We start from the raw sequence: 18,782 nt of genomic DNA on the forward strand, positions 1-18,782 counted from the left end.
TGGGGGAGAGGTCAAAATAGCACTCGTCGAACTCACGTTAAAGTTAAGTTAACTTTTTCGCTCGAATCTTGTCCAAAATTGTACCTTCATCAAAGAATTTTGCCTGAATCTCGTCCCATCTTCCTAAATCTTCAGCTTTGAAAATAGTTTTAATTTGGGGGAAATTGCCTTCTGTTTCTTTGGCGATCGCAAGATTAACGGGACGGAATCCTAATTTGGCAAACTCTCGTTGCGAGTCTGGGGTGTAGAGAAATTTGATAAATGCTTCTGCAACAGAGCGAGTACCATGTTTATCAACATTTTTATCGACAACAGCAACAGGATTATCGATGGAGATATTAATATCAGGCAAAATATATGGGAGCTTTTCACCATTTTTTGGCGATACAATCATCTCTTTTTCATAGTTGAGCAAAACGTCACCCTGACCATCTTTGAAGAACAGTTCGCTGGCATGACGAGCAGTTTTAGGTAACACAGGTACATTATTATAGACTTTAGAAATAAAGTCTATTGCTTGGTTGTCATTTCCGCCAGTATTTATCACTGAACCCCAGAGATTAAGGAAATTCCAACGAGCAGCACCAGAGGTTTTGGGGTTAGCTGTAACTATCTTGACGCCATCTTTTGTTAAATCTGCCCAAGTTTTGATATTTTTGGGATTACCTTCACGAACAGCGATCGCATCTAGAGATTTGGTAACAATTGCGTTATTAGGCGCTTCTTTTTCCCAACCTGGTTGAATAAAACCTGCTTCCACAAGTTTATTAATATCAAGGGGAAGTGACAAATGTACCACATCAGCTTCCTTACCCTCAATAACCGCTGCAAGGGTTTGAGAAACTGAGGCATCATAACTTTGATTGAAAGTGACGTTTTGGTTGTGTTCTTTCTTCCATTGTTCGATAAATTTAGGAATTATCTGCTCGTATGCTGCACTAGTAACTGAGTAAGAAACAAAGGTTAGGGTTATATTAGGTTGAGAAGCTGTGCTAGCATTACCAGTGTAATTGACATTACGTAAAGAGCAAGCAGCTAACAGGATACTCAAACTAATTCCAGCCAAAAATAGAGAGACAATGCCCCACAAAGAATGTCTATAGAACCAACTTTGTATTGGCTGTATGCACCACCGTCTTATAAACTGCAAAGGTTTAACAATACAAGTGGAAACTAATTGAGTTAAATATCTCCTGAGTTGAGGAGTAGGTTGCCACTGGTTCATCAAATTTTTCCTTTTAATCTGGAGTATTTTAAACGAGATCCTGTAAAAAATTATTATAAAACGTGGTTAAAGAAAAATATTTTTTATAAACTCAAATTTAAACAAGTGATTCAAGATATTAAGGAGAAGTAGTTTTAGAAACTTCTGGACTGCGAATGATGATATGCCCTTTATCACTTTCTTGAATAGCTAAAACTGACGGTAGCTCATCAGGTTTTGCATTTAGAGGCAATGCTTGAAACAAATAAATCCAGCCGCCACGTTCTAAGAGTAAGCGCCAGACTCTCGGCTGCTTTGGATTGCTGATATCATTATCTTCCCTACCTCGCAAGTCATCGAATAAACCTCTATCGCCAATAATGCGATAACCTTTCAAAGACGGATCGGTGAATATATCATCAAGTTTGCGTCCCACTGCAAACTTTTCTTCCGGTGTAATTAAGGCTACAACTGGTAAAGTGGAGTTTTGACCCGCGTCTCTTCGTGCATCTGCAAAGCCTTGCCAACGAGCTAAGCAAAATATCACAATTAATACCCAGGATACTATTACTATTTCATTGACTAGCGATCGCAGAAATTCAACTGAGCGCAATTGCCCAAAACCAAATTCAGCTAGAGATTTAAGCCGTTTAGCTGTCTAGCATAGTTGCGGGGTATTCAGTTAGTGGCGAGAAATCGGAAATATGTAGTAGATCAAATCCAGTTCAATTTGCAAAAAAGAATGATCACTATTCTGGCAACGCCTTATTGAGCGTGAATCAATTCATCTGTAGGGACGTATATATATGCCCCTAAGCTTTTTGACCCTTCTAACGACAAACACAATATTAACAAGAAACATTGTGATGTTCCTCACAAACATTGCAACATTTCTGACAAACATCATGATATTAATACGAAACATTGCAACATTTCTGACAAACATCATGATATTAATACGAAACATTGCGATATTCCTGACAAACATCATGATATTAATACGAAACATTGCGACATTCCTGACAAACATCACGAGGTTGATAACCACAGCTTCTGTTAAACCCAATGAAAAATAGCTACCTGTTATTTTATGAAAAAATTTCTCAGCAGTTTTTTGGCTTTGGGTATTTGTCTAAGCTTCTCTGTAACTTTTCATCTTATATGGAAAGCTAAGATCATGAATACTTCGATGTTAGTAACATTTGTAGGGGCGCAAGACCTTGCTTACGCCCCTACAATAGTATGTTTTTTAACTGAAACTCGTCTAAGCACACCTGATTTTTGACGGAAGTACGCAATGACTGTAAATATTTTTGTCCAGCTACTTAGACTTGCGTGACGCTAAAAAAGACATTTCCAGAACCAATAACTACTGTATCTCCGAGCAGACGAAAACTTACTATGTCTGTTGGAGCGAGTTTTTGTGATATTGTTGGTTCAAAGCTGGTTCTTGAAGAACTATATAAAATATATTCTCCATCATAATCACCGCTTTGTCCAGGTTGTAAAAGCTGGCGTTGTGGCTGTACAAACTGTCCAAAAGTGTAAAAAGCTTTCGTACTTCCTGAATCATTGTTAACTTGAAAACCTCCCGTAATTTCAGAGGCTTCATCGTAGCTTAATTCAGATAAAAAATTGTTATCCAGGTCAGAAAAGGTAATAGAAAAAGAATCTTTCCCCGTTTTAGAAGTTGTTTTTAACATGATGGATTTCCTAAAAAGACTTTAACTATAGGAATCCGGTTTGATTTTTGAAACGATCTACGTAGTCAGGGAACAGGAAAGAAGGCTTTCTAAGGTGTACTGAGTTTTTTCAGAAATCAAAATATGACTCCTATAATATTATTGTGCTAAACTAAAAAAAGTTTTTCAAGCAGTTTTATATTATTTAATAGTTCTGAAAAAATAATAATAAATACAGTTGTAAGTCGCAGCTATCAAAGAAAAGCACGACTATGCAGACTAATAATTTATTTTTATATGATGAAAGTATGTTATTAGAGCGCATAAAATACTTTTTAAGTAACAGATATGATACTTTTAATAGTCATTTCACTCTGCTGAAGCTATCACATTGCTTAATATTAGTGAACTTTTCCAATTAGAAATAAACCAACTGAAGCCATTGCTTATTTAAAGCAGTTTTCATCTATTTGAACCACATCTGTTGTAGGGACACAGCATTTATCATAGGTGTCAACTTCAGGTACAAGTTATGTAAGAGAAAGGGTTTTAGGGTTGCCCTCATCCCCTAATATAGCTAAGTGCTGAGTGCTGAGTGCTGAGTGCTGAGTAAAAATCCAGTTTTTTCAAGACTTTGAGCAATCAACACTGTCTTAATCTGTGTGACTACGGCTATATCATGTCCGCCTAATTAGTTATGATTTCCACAGTCATTGCACCCCACCCCTTAATCCCCTCCCCGCTTGCGGGGAGGGGAGACGAAGCGTAGCTTTGGCGGGGTGGGGTTCTTCGGTTTAGTAAGTAATCAAGCGAACATGATATAACCCCTTCTCTCTACAAACCGATTCACTCACAACAACTTATCTGGTGTAATTGGCAGATCGCGAATCCGCTTACCTGTGGCATGATAAACTGCATTAGATATGGCAGCGGCTACCCCAACAATCGGCAGTTCGCCCAAGCTTTTGGTTCCTAGTGCATTCACATAAGGATCGTGTTCTTCAATAAATTGCACTTCCATATTGGGGATATCTGCATGAACGGGAATCAAGTAATCGGAAAGGTTAGCACCAACTATTCTGCCCTGATTAGCATCCATTACGGTTTTCTCCATCAGCGCCATACCAATTCCCCAGGTAATCCCGCCGATAACTTGACTCCGTGCTGTCTTGAAGTTGAGAATTCGCCCAGCACCATAAACGCCTACGCAACGTCTAACTTTGATTTCTCCTAACAATTCATCAACTGCAACTTCGACAAATATTGCACCAAATGAGTGTTTGGCGTATTCTTTGCCCTCTAGATTGATTGAAGATTCTTCTGTAACTTCTAAACTTTCTAATTCATGACGGCGCAGAATATCGGTGTAGCTGTCTCGCTTTGATGGGTCTTGTTTTAAGAATATTTGCCCTGACTCGACAATAATATCTTCTGCTGGCGATCCATAAAGCAGAGAATTTGCGTCTGCGATCGCCATTTTCATGATCTTATCCCGTGCGGCGATCGCTGCTTGATGTACCGCCGGGGAAACACTGGCAACGGTAATTGAGTTCCCTGTAATCGGGGCTTTAGGAAGATTAGTATCACCTAGTTCAAACTGCACTGGTAAGCCTAATACCTCAGCAGCTACTTGCGTCATCACTGTATAAGTGCCTGTACCTATGTCTTGAGTACCACTTTGTACTTTCACTTCTCCAGTAGCAAAAATTTTTACGTTGACTGATGCAGTTTGAATGTTGGTGGGAAACGTCGCACTTGCCATCCCCCAACCAATCAAAAAATGATTATCTCGCATGGAACGGGGAACTGGATTGCGTTGTAACCAACCAAAAATTTCTGCTCCTTTTTGGTAACATTCTTTCAGGGATTTAGTTGACCAAGGTAATCCTTTGTGCGGCTCGATATCTGCATGATTTATTAATCTTAGTTCAATTGGGTCAATATTTAAGGTGTATGCTAGTTCATCCATTGCCGATTCTAAGGCAAACATTCCCGTCGCTTCTCCCGGGCCCCGCATAAAGGTTGGTGTGGCAGTATTGATGCGTGCCAAACGGTATTTAATTTCTAAATTGGGACAGGCGTACATCATTGTTGTTGCTGCACCCACAGGTTCTACAAAGTCATCGAAGAGGGAAGTTAAGGATGTACCAATGTGATCGATCAGGGTTAGTTTGCCCTCTTTGGTTGCACCTAACGTTAGCTGCTGCTGAGTTTGGGATCTGTGGCCGCAAGCTGTGTACATTTGCGATCGCGTTAACACAACTTTTACAGGGCGCTTTACTTGACGAGATGCGATCGCAGCTAAGATTGTATGCGATCGCAGCATTGCCTTACAACCAAATCCGCCGCCTAAATATTTGGAGATAACGCGGACATTTTCTTGAGGAATATTCAGAACAGACGCGATCGCTCTTTGGGTTGCAGAAACGCCTTGAGTGGTTTCATATAATATTAAATTATCCTCTTCCCACATTGCGATCGTTGCAGAAGGTTCTAGGGGATTATGATGTTCCATTGGCGTGGTATAAACTTGCTCTACTACCACATCTGCCTGTGCTTTCGCTGATTCAATATCGCCTCTAGTGATTTTAGCTGGCATCATGCCAAAAAATACTGATTTTGGTTCAAATATCTCTGCACGTGCCGTTGTGGCAGTAGGAATGGCTTCTTCGTAGATAATTTTTATCTGAGAAGCAGCAGTTTGGGCTTGTTCTAAAGTTTGGGCAATTACAATCCCCAGATGTTGACCATCGTAGTAAATGTTATGGTCTTTTTCAGTTGACTGAGGTTGTGGAGGGCCGAAGAAGGGTATTTTTACCAGAGATGGGGTTTGTTGGTAAGTAATGATATCTATGACACCAGGGGCGACTGCGGCTGCCGTTGTGTCTATTTGGATAATTTTACCGCTGGCGATCGCACTTTGAAAAATCACTCCATAAGTTAAATTCTCTATTGGCGCATCGGCTGTGTAAGGTGCTTCTCCTGTAACTTTCAGCCTACCATCAACGCGATCAAGTGGTTTCCCAATAATTTTATTCATAATTTTTCTGCCACAACTGAGAGTGCGCGTACCAAAGCGCGTTTGACTAATTCGATTTTGAATTCATTGTGTGTTTGCGGTTTTGCTTCTTTGACGGCTGCTTCTGCTGCGGCTGTAAAGATATCTTCGTTAATTGCTTTCCCTTTTAATAATTCCTCAGCATCCCTTACACGCCAAGGTTTGGGTGCTACTCCCCCAAAAGCAATGCGTGCTGATTTTATCATCCCTTCTTCTATATCTAAGGCAACAGCCACAGAAACGAGGGCAAATTCGTAAGAAGCTCGATCTCTTACTTTTAAATAATGAGACTTATATGCAAAATCTGGAATTTCAATAGCAACAATTAATTCTCCAGGCTGTAATAGAGTTTCCTTTGCTGGTGTCTCACCTGGTAAGAGATAAAAATCATGAATTGAAATTCGACTTGCTCTTTCTATTCCTTGGATGCAAATTACCGCGTCTAATGCCGTCAAAGCTACAGCTAAATCCGAAGGATGAACGGCAATACAATGTTCGCTAGCTCCGAAAATGGAATGCGTTCGATTGTAACCTGTAATTGCCGAACAACCTATACCGGGAGTGCGTTTATTACAAGGAAAAACCGGATCGCGAAAGTAACCACAGCGGACTCGTTGCAGCAAATTACCACCCACTGTTGCCATATTTCGCAGTTGCGGTGAAGCGCTTTGTAATAAAGCTTGGCTAATTACGGGATAACATTCCTGAATTTTGGGATGAAAGGCTACATCGCTCATTCGAGAGATAGCACCAATGCGGATTCCATTCGCTTGAGATTCAATATCTGCTAAGGGCAAACTATTAATATCAATTAATACATTCGCTGTTTGGAGTCCATCTTTCATCAATCCGAGTAAATCTGTGCCACCAGCAATCAATGCAGCAGTTTTATCTTGCTCAATTGTGGCGATCGCAGTCTCTAGTGAAGTAACTTTAGCATAACTAAATGGCTGCATCTTCCATTTCCTCTAGCACATCCTGAATTGCGGCAATAATATTTGGATATGCTCCACAACGGCAAAGGTTTCCACTCATCTTTTCTCTAATTTCTGCTTCAGATTTTGGTGATTCTTCCAATATCATCCCTACGGCTGAGACAATTTGACCGGATGTGCAGTAACCACATTGAAAAGCATCATGGGTAATAAAGGCTGTTTGCATAGGGTGGAGTTTACCATCTTGTGCTATTCCCTCAATTGTGGTAATTTCAGTACCGATGTGCATGATTGCCAAAGTCATACAAGAGTTAATTCGCCGATTATCAACTAATACAGTACACGCACCACATTCACCGCGATCGCAAGCTTTTTTAGTGCCCATCAAACCCAGCTTTTCTCTAAGTGCATCTAGTAATGTAACACGAGGTTCTATCTTCAGTGAGTAAGATATATTATTGATATTCAGCGATAAGTCCACTTCCTCTGAACCCAATATTTTCAATTCTTGAGTAAGGGTGTTTGAACTTATTGGAGCTAAGGAATTATCTTCCATATTGAATGGGGATACTAATAGTTATATTTATTATCCCTCTTCTGTATCTAAATTTTCACACAATTTCAAATTATCAAATTTTTAGAGAAATCAGTAACCTTGTATTTTAATTAAAGAAAGTATTTTAATATAACTTATGTAATTTTCACACATTTATATTTGTGAATGCATTCCCAGGATTTAATATAGGAACTTAGTACCACAAGGCAAAAATAAACCTACTATTTTATTACAACCAGAAAGCCCAAAATTAAAGCCTTTAGACTTCCACCTTGCAGTACTAGTACTATTTTTTTTTGCTCATATTATGAACACAAATCTAACTCAAAAATTGTCCAAACCTATAGTAGAGAAAGTTGCCATAATTGGTGCTGGGCCAGGCGGTTTGGCTGCTGCGATCGCACTGAGAAGCCAAGGGATAGAGGTGCAAGTATACGAAAAAGCCCAAGAATTTCGTCCGGCGGGAACTGGACTAGGACTAGCTCCTAATGGCTTGCATTCTCTAGATGCGATGCCTGCGGCGGGCTGCGCCAACGCACCGGGAATTGTGGAAACCCTCAAAAGTTCAGGATGCGAGGTTCACCATACGGTTTTAAAGAGTATTCAGGGAGAAACAATCCGAACTAACACAACTAAATATCTAGAACAATACGGACAACCGTTGTTAACTATTTGGTGGTATCGTCTACAACAAGTTTTAGCGTCTAGATTGCCGTCTAATATTATTCACCTTAATCATCGCTGCATCAGCTTTCAGCAAGATGCAAACGGTGTGGAAATTCATTTTGATGGTGAAAAATCGGTAAATGCAGATTTGCTGATTGGGGCTGATGGACTTAACTCCGTCATCAGAGAAACTTTATTTGGCGAGGGTAAGCCTAATTATATCGGTAGTATGTGCTGGCGTGCCGTCATCAAGTATCGCCACGAGCTATTTAATGACTACGAACTAGTTTTTGTCAAAGGCAATAAACAGTTTATGTACCTTCTGAATGTCGGCGGCGGTTATACCAGTTGGATTAGTCGAAAGTTCTCGCCTGAGTACTCCCTTTCCCACAGTGCCGAGGAAGTGAAGTCTCGTATTCTCCATGAATTAGCCGACTGGGATAAATCCTTTCGGGCGGTGGTAGAAGCAACACCAGCCGAGCAAATTTGGGAAGGGCCAATTTGCGATCGCCCACCGTTAACTCAATGGAGTCAAGGCAGAGTCACTCTCTTAGGCGATGCGGCTCATCCAATGGCACCAGCAATGGGACAAGGAGCCAATACCACTTTTGAAGATGCATACCAACTACGAGAGTGTTTTTCTGATTCAGCTAATCTCCAAGAAGCTTTGACTAGATACGAACAGTGTCGCATCGAGCGGACAAAACTCATTCAAGCTCGTAGTGCCTTGGGTGAAATGCGTTACTACGACATTAACACGGTGGCATCTAATGGGCAGATGCAACGGCAAATGAGTCCTAATGATGATTTTCACAAATGGGTGTACAGCTTTAAGCCATCTGTAAAAAGTTAAATTCTAGTGTGGGATTAGTAAAGTTACTTTGAACGCAACTAGCGAATAAAGTTATAGTAAGACCTAATCTTATCGAGTAATTTGAGACTATCAGAAGTGGCTGTTTTTAGTCAAGCCCTCAAACACAACAAATTCGTTGAATAATTGAGAATTTCTCGCACAAAATCAACATAACTTCATCTAATTGTTAATTTTTATAAAAAGCTAATAGCTATCCAATACAATTCAGAATGAGCAAGAAAACCCAGATTTAGAGATGTGATTTATCGCGTCTTGAAAGAGCAACTATCTACACCAATAACCCTTAACTCAAGCGTATTAGATCGCTATTAGCTTTTTGCGAGAAAATGAAGTATTAAATCTCGCTTTGGAGTTGCTAATTTACCCCTATTTTCGGTCGAGATTGAGCGCAAGTAATCAGTTTAGCGTCTACTTTTTCAGTTCCTGAAAATTCTCAATTGTCAAAAAGATTTCTTCATCAGCTATTTGACTATTGTAATCGATATTAATTTTAGTTGGATAGCCAAGTTTGGCATTATATTCTACATCCAGGTTGGATGCCTTACGGTTGATAGCATCTTGAATCACATTAAAGAGTTCGGGAATTGTGTCGTATTTTTGAAAGAATTCCGGATTAACTGGTTGACCTGTAGCTACAGAAGTGACAGAAGTTGGTTGACCATTACGTACTTGAATAACTACTGGGCCTCTAGCATCTGGTATACAGAAGCAACTGTTGCTAACTGTAATGCGATAGTTATAAATATTTGCCCGCTCCCACAAACGCTTATTAAATCTCAACCGTCTTGAATTCAAGTTATTATTTGTTTGCGTTTGATATTGTGCTTTCTCTGCATTAGTTTCGGATATCGCTGGTAGATTCAGACCTAGAGATAGCAATAGTGCTGCGCTGATAAGGATAGGTAAACGCATATTAATCGATTTATTACTTGTAAAAACCCTAACTATTATTATGCTACAGCAAATTTCAACTGATTTACGATAGGTTGTTTAAATAAACTTTATCTTTTAATTAATTTTTTCTGTAGAAAAATAAATCTGTATTTTTGAATAATGCCCATCCATAATTCAACTTTCAAGCCAATGAATTAGGAACTTTGCCAACATATTTTTGATCGTCCAAAATTACCTTCTTTTCCAAAGCGACGCTTACGCCTACGCAGCAAGTCTTAAGTTTTTCCTATCTATCTGGATTGAACTGTATAATCCAATACGGTTCGGATAAGCATTTTGAACCCAGAATTCTCTTTGGGGAAAAGGTTAAAAGTTAAGGGTTAAAGGTTTTTCTTCCCCTTTAACCGAACCGTATTGCTGTATAATCCTCCCCGTACTTGAAGTATGAGGAGGATTCAATTATCCTTAATTAGCAATGTTGATGATTGCTAATTAGGATTTAGCTGCGAGCTTGCAGACACGCCTCAGCTTCTATGGATTTTGAGAGATGTGTGATTAGGCAACGATATCAAAGTTCGTAGCTGCCAATACTGGTGCTGCTGTGAATGGATTGTTATCGTTATCAATGTTGGCAAACAAACTACCTGTCCCAAGACCTGATGATGTCAAGTTTTGGTTGAAGAACAAGTTGCCAGTTCCAAGACTGTAAGTAATGAGTCCAGAGCTAGTTGCAGCTGCTGCATCATTAGCTACTATCCTAATTTGGGACAGATTATTGAGTCCGGTAAAAGTTGTCTTATCGAGGACAATTTTATCGTTAAAGTTGCTGAAGTCAGTAATTTTATCTACACCCAGATCGGCACTATTGTACCCAGCACCTGAGTTGAACACAAAGCGATCGCCACCAGCACCGCCAGTTAGGATGTCATTACCAGCACCACCTCGTAAAATATCATTACCAGCATCTCCATAGAGTAAGTCATTGCCAGCACCACCATAGAGGATGTCATTACCAGCACCACCAAAGCCGGTTAATGGTGTCGCTGTACCACTACCATCAAGGAAGTCATTTCCAGCCCCACCTGTGAACCAGACTGCATTTACAGAAGTTCCTGATAGGTTGTTGACATCGAGGGTGTCATCACCTCCACCACCATTGATTTCAAACCTCTCTGCACTGTCTACAGTCAGGGTGAAAGGAACCAAGTTCAGCCGATCAAAGATTGCTCTACCTTGAGCATCTTGTTCTAGGCGGAAGTTGTCTCCTACACCCGCGCCGTTGACCTCAACTACGTCAAAGCCAGCGTTACCGCTCATTCTGTCGCTACCATCACCATTGTTCCAGATCAGGCGATCGTTGCCGTTTCCACCAGTGAAGGTGTCGTTGCCACGATTTCCGATTAGGGTATCGTTCCCGCCCCCACCGGATAGAAAGTCGATACCATCGCCACCTTGTAACAGGTCATTACCGATATCGCCAGAGAGGAAGTCATTGCCAGTACCGCCTGTCAGGCTGTCATTACCCTCACCACCCAAGGCTCTCAACGGTGTTGCTGTACCACTACCATCGAGCAAGTCATTTCCAGCCCCACCTGTGAACCAGACTGCATTTACAGAAGTTCCTGATAGGTTGTTGACATCGAGGGTGTCATCACCTCCACCACCATTGATTTCAAACCTCTCTGCACTGTCTACAGTCAGGGTGAAAGGAACCAAGTTCAGCCGATCAAAGATTGCTCTACCTTGAGCATCTTGTTCTAGGCGGAAGTTGTCTCCTACACCCGCGCCGTTGACCTCAACTACGTCAAAGCCAGCGTTACCGCTCATTCTGTCGCTACCATCACCATTGTTCCAGATCAGGCGATCGTTGCCGTTTCCACCAGTGAAGGTGTCGTTGCCACGATTTCCGATTAGGGTATCGTTCCCGCCCCCACCGGATAGAAAGTCGATACCATCGCCACCTTGTAACAGGTCATTACCAGCATTTCCAAAAAGGCTGTCATTTCCATCCAAACCATTGAAGTTATCAGAAGCGGCATTACTAATACCTACATCTGCTCCATTAGTTGGGCCTGGGCCTGGAATCCAAGTTACTGCCATGATTAATACTCCTAATTCTTAATTTATCTCAGTGAACAATGAGTTACTAATACTTCATTTTTAAAAGATGTATGGAAGTACTAGTTTCTCTCTATGAACTAGAAAACTTATAGTTTTTAGCTGCTAAGTATTAATCAGAGATATTTCCTTGTTTTATGCAGAATATTGGTTTTTGTAAAATTTCTTCACTATTAGTTTTAGAGACAGACTTGACCTTTTTACGGCATTTTCAAAATCAATAATATTTCGTAAATCCCTTGCACAAACTAGCTTTCAACTGATTAAGCGATTTTAGTTAAAGTCCAAATAAATGTAAGTAGCGTTGAATAAAGGACAATCTTAAATACTAAACCGTATTAGTATAGTAACTTTGCTGACAACTGGTTAATCCGTTGATGAGTATTAATAAGTGAGTGTTTATCTATAAAATATGGTAAGTTTTTATTCAAAGTATTTATAAGTGCTAGTGACTTAAAAGCACCTAATAAAAATTAATTCATTCAGTCATTAACCCAGATTTTTATTGAGCTTGGAGCATTTATTTTTACATTTACTCTCAAACAAATATTTGTCCAATGAGTAAAATGTAATACCTTAATCTGATTCAATATTTTGGTTCTAGAGTTAGGTAAATTCGACGGCTTATATCGTGTCCGCTGAATTGCCCATAATAAAAGAACCTCACCCTGGTTTTGCTACGCAAAGCCTTCCGATAGGACAGGGTAAGGTTTAAAAGAACTTTTGGGTAATCACATGACTGGTGTTGTACACTGTAAACCTACTAGGGGAGAGACCACGCAGGAATCACAAATAATTTACCGCAGTTGATATCATTCCCTGGCTGACAGGCAAGGAATCAGAGAATACTAACTCGCGGCTAAATTGCCCCAACCTACATAGGGTAATTTTGCAGCTGTTGCTCGAACTTGGTCAGCATTCGCCACCAACTGACCGCAAGCGTCCCAAGTTCCAGAAATAAATGTGCTTCTTGTCCCTTCACCGATCGCAACTGGGGCAGTGTAATCACCAATTTGCACTTGCAAGGTTTCCAGATTCACTATCACGGCGGCTTGAGGATCGGCAGCGACTAACTCTTGCAGTTCTTTAACAGTAACAGCATCGGCTGTCACACAAGGTATGCCCATTGCCACACAGTTACCGAAAAAGATTTCGGCAAAGCTTTCACCGATTAAAGCTTGGATTCCCCATTTTGCGATCGCTTGGGGTGCGTGTTCCCGTGATGAACCACAGCCAAAATTTCTATTGACTATTAAAATATTCGCCCCTTGGTACTGGGGTTGGTCAAAGGGATGTTCACCTTTAAGTGCTGTCCGATCATCAATAAATGCGCCTTCGCCTAACCCATCAAAGGTTACGGCTTTCAAGTATCGCGCGGGAATAATGCGATCGGTATCTATATCATTGCCCACTAAGGGTACACCGCGCCCTGAAACTGTTTTAACTTCACTCACCATAAACTTTATCTATTCTTTTAATGACAGACTGTTGAAAAAGGGACTGGGGACTGGGGAAGGTGAGGGGCAGGGAAAAAGGTTAAAGGGTAAAGGGTAAAGGGATAAATTAACCTTTCCCCCTTACCCCTTTCCCTTTCCCCATTCCCAATGCCCCTCTAAAATTACAAGAGTTCACGCACATCAGAAACTTCGCCTTTAATCGCAGCAGTGGCGACCATCGCCGGACTCATTAACAATGTCCGACCGGAAGAGGAACCCTGTCTTCCTTTAAAGTTGCGGTTGGAGGAAGAGGCGCTGATTTGTCTTCCTTGCAGCTTATCGGGATTCATAGCTAGACACATAGAACACCCAGGTTCGCGCCATTCAAATCCAGCTTCTTGGAAAATTTTGTCTAGTCCTTCAGCTTCCGCCTCTTCCTTCACCCGTTCCGAACCAGGGACAACGAAGGCTTTAATTCCCTCTGCAACGTGGCGACCTTTGGCGATTTTTGCTGCTTCCCGCAAATCAGTAATTCTGCCGTTGGTGCAACTACCAATAAAGCAGACATCTATTTTCGTACCCTTAATCGGTTGACCAGGAAACAAATCCATGTAGCGGTAAGCTTCTTCAGCAACAAATCGGTCTTCTTCTAGCAGTTCTTCTGGCTGAGGTACTGACTGGTTAATACCGATACCTTGACCGGGAGTAATCCCCCAGGTAACAGTAGGAGAAATTTCCGCAGCGTCAAATATCACCACATTATCGTATTGGGCATCAGCATCGCTCTTGATGGAATCCCACCAAGCTACTGCTTTGTCCCAATCTGCATCTTTAGGAGCAAAATCTTTGCCTTTGAGGTAATCGTAGGTAACTTGATCGGGATTGACGTAGCCGCAACGCGCACCGCCTTCGATCGCCATGTTGCAGACAGTCATCCTCTCTTCCATATTCATTTGCTCAAATGTCGTACCGGCAAATTCATAGGCATAGCCCACGCCACCTTTCACGCCAAGGGTGCGGATAATATGTAAAATTACATCTTTGGCGTAAACACCAGGGTTGAGAGTGCCGTTAACTTCGATTCTGCGGACTTTCAGTTTGGAGAGAGCGAGGGTTTGAGAAGCGAGAACATCCCGGACTTGACTAGTACCAATACCAAATGCGATCGCACCAAATGCCCCATGACTGGAAGTGTGGCTATCTCCACAAGCGATCGTCATTCCTGGTTGGGTCAGTCCGAGTTCTGGAGCGATAACGTGAACTATACCCTGGCTCCCAGAACCAATATTGTAAAAAGTTATATTATTTTCTTGACAGTTATTTTCGAGCGCTTGAATCATTTCCTCTGCCAAGCTATCGACAAAAGGACGCGCCTGGTTTTCTGTCGGCACAATATGATCGACCGTGGCGACAGTCCGCTCTGGAAACAGTACTTTTAGACCCCTCTCGCGTAACATAGCAAAGGCCTGGGGACTGGTGACTTCATGAATTAGGTGAAGCCCGATAAATAATTGCGTCAGCCCTGAGGGAAGTGTACCAACGGTGTGTAAGTCCCAAACTTTGTCAAACAGGGTACCTTTGCTCATACGTCAATCAGTATTTAAAGAGTCCGGTCTTAAATAGTATCAAAAAATAGTCTGGGTTTTTGCAGATAACTTAAATATTTTTAAACGCAAAGGGGCACAAAGGTAAGCGCAGAGGTACGCAGAGAATTCGCGATGTCATTTGATTGCCTTTGAGGTAGTAAATGCGAAAATTCTCCGAAATATTGAGATGCAAAGATGTAAATAACTTTATCCTTTTGAACAAGGATATGTTAAGACAATACCAGATTATTGCACTACCAGGTTATGTCCATAGATTTACGGGAATTTTATCAGGCTAGCGATCCCAGCAGAACTCTGTTTGTCAACCATAGCTCTGATAGCAAGTATTACATAGATTTTTCCTCAGTCCGAGGCGGTGATATTCTTGGCAAGCTGAAGCAGAAAATTACTTTTTTTAAGCCCAATGAACCCACTTGCACGTTATTTACTGGGCATATTGGTTGTGGCAAATCGACAGAACTATTACGGTTACAGGCAGAACTGGAAAAGTTAAGCTTCCATGTGGTCTATTTTGAGTCCAGTGATGACTTGGAAATGACTGATGTCGATATTGCCGATGTGCTACTAGCGATCGCTCGGCGTGTAAGTCAAAGTCTGGATAAAATTACCCTGGAGGCACCCAACAAATTTAATGAGTTGCTGCAAGGTGCTTGGAAGGTTTTAAACTCTGAAGTGACGGCGGGAAAAGTTAAGCTTCCGGTGCTTGGTGATGTCGGTTTATCGGCAGATAAAGATAAGTTTTCTTTGTCTATGGGCATTGGTGAAATCACCGCGAAGATGAAAAATGACCCAGCGCTGCGAGAAAAACTCAATCAGTATTTAGCACCGCAAAAAACTAAACTGCTGGAAGCGATTAATCAAGAATTATTGGAACCTGCGATCGCTAAACTCAAACAGCAGGGTAAAAATGGTCTGGTGGTAATTGTCGATAATCTTGACCGCATAGATAATCGTGCCAAACCTTGGGGTCGTCCGCAACAGGAATATCTATTTGTCGATCAGGGTGAGTTTTTGACGAAGCTGAATTGTCATCTCATATATACCATGCCTTTGTCGTTGAAGTTTTCCAATGATTACGGAATGCTGACTCAACGTTTCCCAGAAGACCCCAAGGTGTTACCAATGGTACCTGTGCAATGGTGTGATGGCAGCGTTCATACACAGGGAATGGCACTCATGCAGCAGATGGTACTAGCAAGAGCTTTTCCTGACATGACACCAGAGGAGCGTTTAAATCAAGTTACCGAGATTTTTGATAGTGCTGCTAGCTTAGAACGCTTATGTCAAATGAGCGGTGGTCATGTGCGGGATGTACTGCGGCTGCTGAATACTTGGATTATGGAAGAAATGAGTCTTCCTTTAACCCGTGAAACCTTAGAGCAAGTGATTCGTTCTCGGCGGAATGAGATAATGTTGCCGATTTCTGAGGATGAGTGGCAATTGTTACGCCATGTCAAGGAAAGAAAAAAGGTGAGTGATGACCACGGATATCAAAAACTGATCCGCAGTCGGTTTGTCTTTGAATATCGGGATGGTGGCGAGTCTTGGTTTGACGTTAATCCGGTTTTGGCTGAAGCGAGGGAATTAAGTTTGTAGTCAGCACTTTAGTGCTTATTATTCTATGTCTTTGAAAGCACTAAAGTGCTTACTACGAACTCAACACATAAGTTTATGAGTCCACAGCAACCACCAAAAGATGACCATGTAAACAGCGATGTCTACGACGGGCTACGCCTACGCTCTCTAAAACAATTAGCTTGGGCAATCGAATCCTCTGTGGGACAGTTTAAGCTGATACTGGCACGGTGTAATTATGCTAGCTTGCGCGATCGCTTAATCTCCAGATTGCGAGAAATTTGTCAAGTCGAAATTCGTGTCTTGGCAGTGCAGCAATCGAACAGAACTCTTTATACTGCCATTCAGGAAGAATTTGGCGAAGAAATGCCAGCCTGTGTGATGGTTGTGGGTTTGGAATCAGTGCAGAATTTATCTGTAATGTTAACTTCTGCAAATCAGGTGCGGGAAGAGTTTCGTAAGAATTTTCCTTTTCCCTTAGTGTTGTGGATTGACGATGAAATCTACAAGCAACTAATACAGCTTGCACCAGATTTAGAAAGTTGGGCAACTACGAGAGATTTTGCCATATCAACACAGGAATTAGTAAATTTTATCATCGAAACGGCTAATCAATGGTTTAGGAATAACTTAAAACTTAGCGTAGATGAATATATCAAACTGGAAAATGAGTTAGAAGCAGCACAAAGATATTTACTCAAACAGCCAGATGTTTATAATTTAGAAATTGAAGCTAATTTAGAATCTTTGTTAGGTTTTATCAAACAGATAAATAATCAAAAAGATTCAGCGTTAGACCATTATCACAAAGCTGATAAGCTCTGGCAGCAAAGTCATAACTTAGAACGACAGGCAAAAATCCTCAGTGAGATTAGTTTTTGTTATTATTTAAAAGCTTTTAAACATCAAGATATCAATCATCCAGATTGGCAAGCAACTTGGCATTATATCCAAGAGTATATAAATTTTATTAGTAGATTGAGAAGTCCAGATTTAACTGAGTTTTCACCTAATCTGGAAAAGTTAACGCGAAACCTAACCCCCCAACCCCCTTCCCTACTAGGGAATGGGGAAAATTCAAAGCCTCTCTCCTTGCAGGAGAGAGGTTTGGAGAGAGGTTTTCCATATTCTCAGCGAGATTTAATTGCTAATGCAGTAGTTAAATTCGGTGATATCTTGCGAGACTTGCAAAAGTGGGAAACTTTGCAGAGTCTTTCCGAACAAGCTTTAGTAATCCATCAAAATAACAACCAGCCAAGAGAATTAGCCAAGGATTACGGTTTTTTAGCTGAGGTAGCTTTGGCTAAAAAGAACTGGATCAAAGCAAATCAGCTTGTTCAGCAAGCCTTAAAGGTTTTTTCTACAATTCCCAATTTGAAATCAGCAAAGACATTAGGGATTTTATCTGATATTCCCGAAAAAGATTTTAAATCAAAAGACTTGAGTTTATATCAGTTTGTTTTAGGTCGTTCTCAATATCAATTAGGTCAAACTCAACAGGCAACTCTCAGCTTAGAAACTGCTAGAAATGTAGGTAATCCCCTAGAAAATGTCAGGCTTTACTTGGATATTCTCAGATTTTTGCAGCAGCTTTATTTTGAGCGGAAAGAATATCTCAAAGCATACAAAATCAAACAGGAACAGCGTTCCATTGAACAGCAATTTGGCTTGCGGGCTTTTATTGGCGCGGGTAGGTTAGAAGCTACAAAGCAGGCATTCGTCGAGATATTGCGCTCAAACTCTCCCCAAAGAAACATTGCCCCAGAAATTGCTGCATCTGGTCGCCTTTTGGATGTAGAACGTTTAATTGAACGCATGGGTCGCCCTGATTATAAGCTGATAGTAATTCATGGGCAATCGGGTGTCGGCAAAAGTTCCCTGGTGAATGCGGGACTGATACCAGCTTTAAAGAATAAAGCGATTGGTACTCAAGATTATTTGCCGGTGGTAATGCGCGTTTACACCAACTGGGCGGAAGAATTGGGGAGGCTTTTGGGAAATGAGGGGGATGAGGGCAAGGGGCAGGAGGCAGACAGCAGGGGAGAAGGGGATGAGGGGGAGTTAGAACTTCAAGTTTTGACTTTTGAACTTGGAAGTTCGACCTCAGAAGGTCAACTTTCACCCTCAGAAGGTCAACTTTCACCCTCAGAAGGTCAACTTTCACCCTCAGAAGGTCA

At 41.2% G+C, this 18,782-nt stretch carries 12 protein-coding genes and 1 pseudogene; 3 read left to right on the forward strand and 10 right to left on the reverse strand.

The features are described 5' to 3' along the window. Window positions 1-43 precede the first annotated feature (43 nt). The 6 genes from RMY16_RS25555 to RMY16_RS25580 all read right to left on the reverse strand — a co-directional run bounded on the left by RMY16_RS25555 (window position 44) and on the right by RMY16_RS25580 (window position 7,435). Complete coding sequence (locus RMY16_RS25555; protein WP_322738703.1) at window positions 44-1,225, reverse strand: sulfate ABC transporter substrate-binding protein; 1,182 nt, start codon at window positions 1,223-1,225, stop codon at window positions 44-46. A 118-nt stretch (window positions 1,226-1,343) separates the two neighbouring features. Then, a complete protein-coding gene (locus RMY16_RS25560) occupies window positions 1,344-1,817 on the reverse strand; it encodes a hypothetical protein (RefSeq protein WP_322738704.1) in 474 nt (157 codons plus the stop codon). Window positions 1,818-2,529: 712 nt separating this feature from the next. Beyond that, window positions 2,530-2,907, reverse strand: coding sequence for a hypothetical protein (locus RMY16_RS25565; protein ID WP_322669111.1), 378 nt, complete (start codon window positions 2,905-2,907; stop codon window positions 2,530-2,532). An 829-nt stretch (window positions 2,908-3,736) separates the two neighbouring features. Next, window positions 3,737-5,926, reverse strand: a complete 2,190-nt coding sequence (locus RMY16_RS25570; protein WP_322738705.1) for a xanthine dehydrogenase family protein molybdopterin-binding subunit — start codon at window positions 5,924-5,926, stop codon at window positions 3,737-3,739. Further along, on the reverse strand, window positions 5,923-6,900 hold the full coding sequence (locus tag RMY16_RS25575; RefSeq protein WP_322738706.1) for a xanthine dehydrogenase family protein subunit M: 978 nt from the start codon (window positions 6,898-6,900) through the stop codon (window positions 5,923-5,925). The genes RMY16_RS25570 and RMY16_RS25575 overlap by 4 nt, the downstream gene beginning before the upstream one ends. Further along, complete coding sequence (locus RMY16_RS25580; RefSeq protein WP_322669108.1) at window positions 6,887-7,435, reverse strand: (2Fe-2S)-binding protein; 549 nt, start codon at window positions 7,433-7,435, stop codon at window positions 6,887-6,889. The genes RMY16_RS25575 and RMY16_RS25580 overlap by 14 nt, the downstream gene beginning before the upstream one ends. Before the next feature lie 331 nt (window positions 7,436-7,766). Between RMY16_RS25580 and RMY16_RS25585 the strand changes: the two genes are divergently transcribed. Continuing rightward, window positions 7,767-8,954 carry an NAD(P)/FAD-dependent oxidoreductase gene (locus RMY16_RS25585; RefSeq protein WP_322738707.1) on the forward strand — a complete coding sequence of 396 codons (1,188 nt, stop codon included), beginning with the start codon at window positions 7,767-7,769 and terminating at the stop codon, window positions 8,952-8,954. A gap of 429 nt (window positions 8,955-9,383) precedes the next feature. Here RMY16_RS25585 and RMY16_RS25590 read toward each other — a convergent pair whose 3' ends face one another. The 4 genes from RMY16_RS25590 to leuC form a co-directional block, all read right to left on the reverse strand. Further along, complete coding sequence (locus RMY16_RS25590; protein WP_322738709.1) at window positions 9,384-9,887, reverse strand: DUF6174 domain-containing protein; 504 nt, start codon at window positions 9,885-9,887, stop codon at window positions 9,384-9,386. A 537-nt stretch (window positions 9,888-10,424) separates the two neighbouring features. Further along, entirely contained in the window at window positions 10,425-11,969 is a 1,545-nt protein-coding gene (locus RMY16_RS25595) for a calcium-binding protein (RefSeq protein ID WP_322738710.1), read from the reverse strand. Between the two features lie 866 nt (window positions 11,970-12,835). Next, window positions 12,836-13,444 carry a 3-isopropylmalate dehydratase small subunit gene (leuD, locus tag RMY16_RS25600; RefSeq protein WP_322738711.1) on the reverse strand — a complete coding sequence of 203 codons (609 nt, stop codon included), beginning with the start codon at window positions 13,442-13,444 and terminating at the stop codon, window positions 12,836-12,838. Window positions 13,445-13,605: 161 nt separating this feature from the next. Continuing rightward, window positions 13,606-15,009: a 3-isopropylmalate dehydratase large subunit gene (gene leuC / locus RMY16_RS25605; RefSeq protein WP_322738712.1), complete on the reverse strand. Its 1,404-nt coding sequence runs from the start codon at window positions 15,007-15,009 to the stop codon at window positions 13,606-13,608. A 264-nt stretch (window positions 15,010-15,273) separates the two neighbouring features. Between leuC and RMY16_RS25610 the strand changes: the two genes are divergently transcribed. Together RMY16_RS25610 and RMY16_RS25615 are read left to right on the forward strand one after the other, a co-directional pair. Beyond that, complete coding sequence (locus RMY16_RS25610) at window positions 15,274-16,626, forward strand: P-loop NTPase fold protein (protein ID WP_322738713.1); 1,353 nt, start codon at window positions 15,274-15,276, stop codon at window positions 16,624-16,626. 75 nt (window positions 16,627-16,701) lie between these two features. Then, a pseudogene (locus RMY16_RS25615) lies at window positions 16,702-18,782 on the forward strand (ribosome assembly protein 4); the annotation flags it as partial.

Source organism: Nostoc sp. DedQUE12b (assembly GCF_034530835.1).
Taxonomy (GTDB): domain Bacteria; phylum Cyanobacteriota; class Cyanobacteriia; order Cyanobacteriales; family Nostocaceae; genus Nostoc.

Excerpts from the sequence above, each read along its gene's own strand:
- RMY16_RS25555 (WP_322738703.1), bottom strand. The coding sequence starts at position 1,225 with ATGAACCAGTGGCAACCTACTCCTCAACTCAGGAGATATTTAACTCAA.
- RMY16_RS25565 (WP_322669111.1), bottom strand. The coding sequence starts at position 2,907 with ATGTTAAAAACAACTTCTAAAACGGGGAAAGATTCTTTTTCTATTACC.
- RMY16_RS25570 (WP_322738705.1), bottom strand. The coding sequence starts at position 5,926 with ATGAATAAAATTATTGGGAAACCACTTGATCGCGTTGATGGTAGGCTG.
- RMY16_RS25575 (WP_322738706.1), bottom strand. The coding sequence starts at position 6,900 with ATGCAGCCATTTAGTTATGCTAAAGTTACTTCACTAGAGACTGCGATC.
- RMY16_RS25580 (WP_322669108.1), bottom strand. The coding sequence starts at position 7,435 with ATGGAAGATAATTCCTTAGCTCCAATAAGTTCAAACACCCTTACTCAA.
- RMY16_RS25590 (WP_322738709.1), bottom strand. The coding sequence starts at position 9,887 with ATGCGTTTACCTATCCTTATCAGCGCAGCACTATTGCTATCTCTAGGT.
- RMY16_RS25595 (WP_322738710.1), bottom strand. The coding sequence starts at position 11,969 with ATGGCAGTAACTTGGATTCCAGGCCCAGGCCCAACTAATGGAGCAGAT.
- leuD (WP_322738711.1), bottom strand. The coding sequence starts at position 13,444 with ATGGTGAGTGAAGTTAAAACAGTTTCAGGGCGCGGTGTACCCTTAGTG.
- leuC (WP_322738712.1), bottom strand. The coding sequence starts at position 15,009 with ATGAGCAAAGGTACCCTGTTTGACAAAGTTTGGGACTTACACACCGTT.
- RMY16_RS25610 (WP_322738713.1), top strand. The coding sequence starts at position 15,274 with ATGTCCATAGATTTACGGGAATTTTATCAGGCTAGCGATCCCAGCAGA.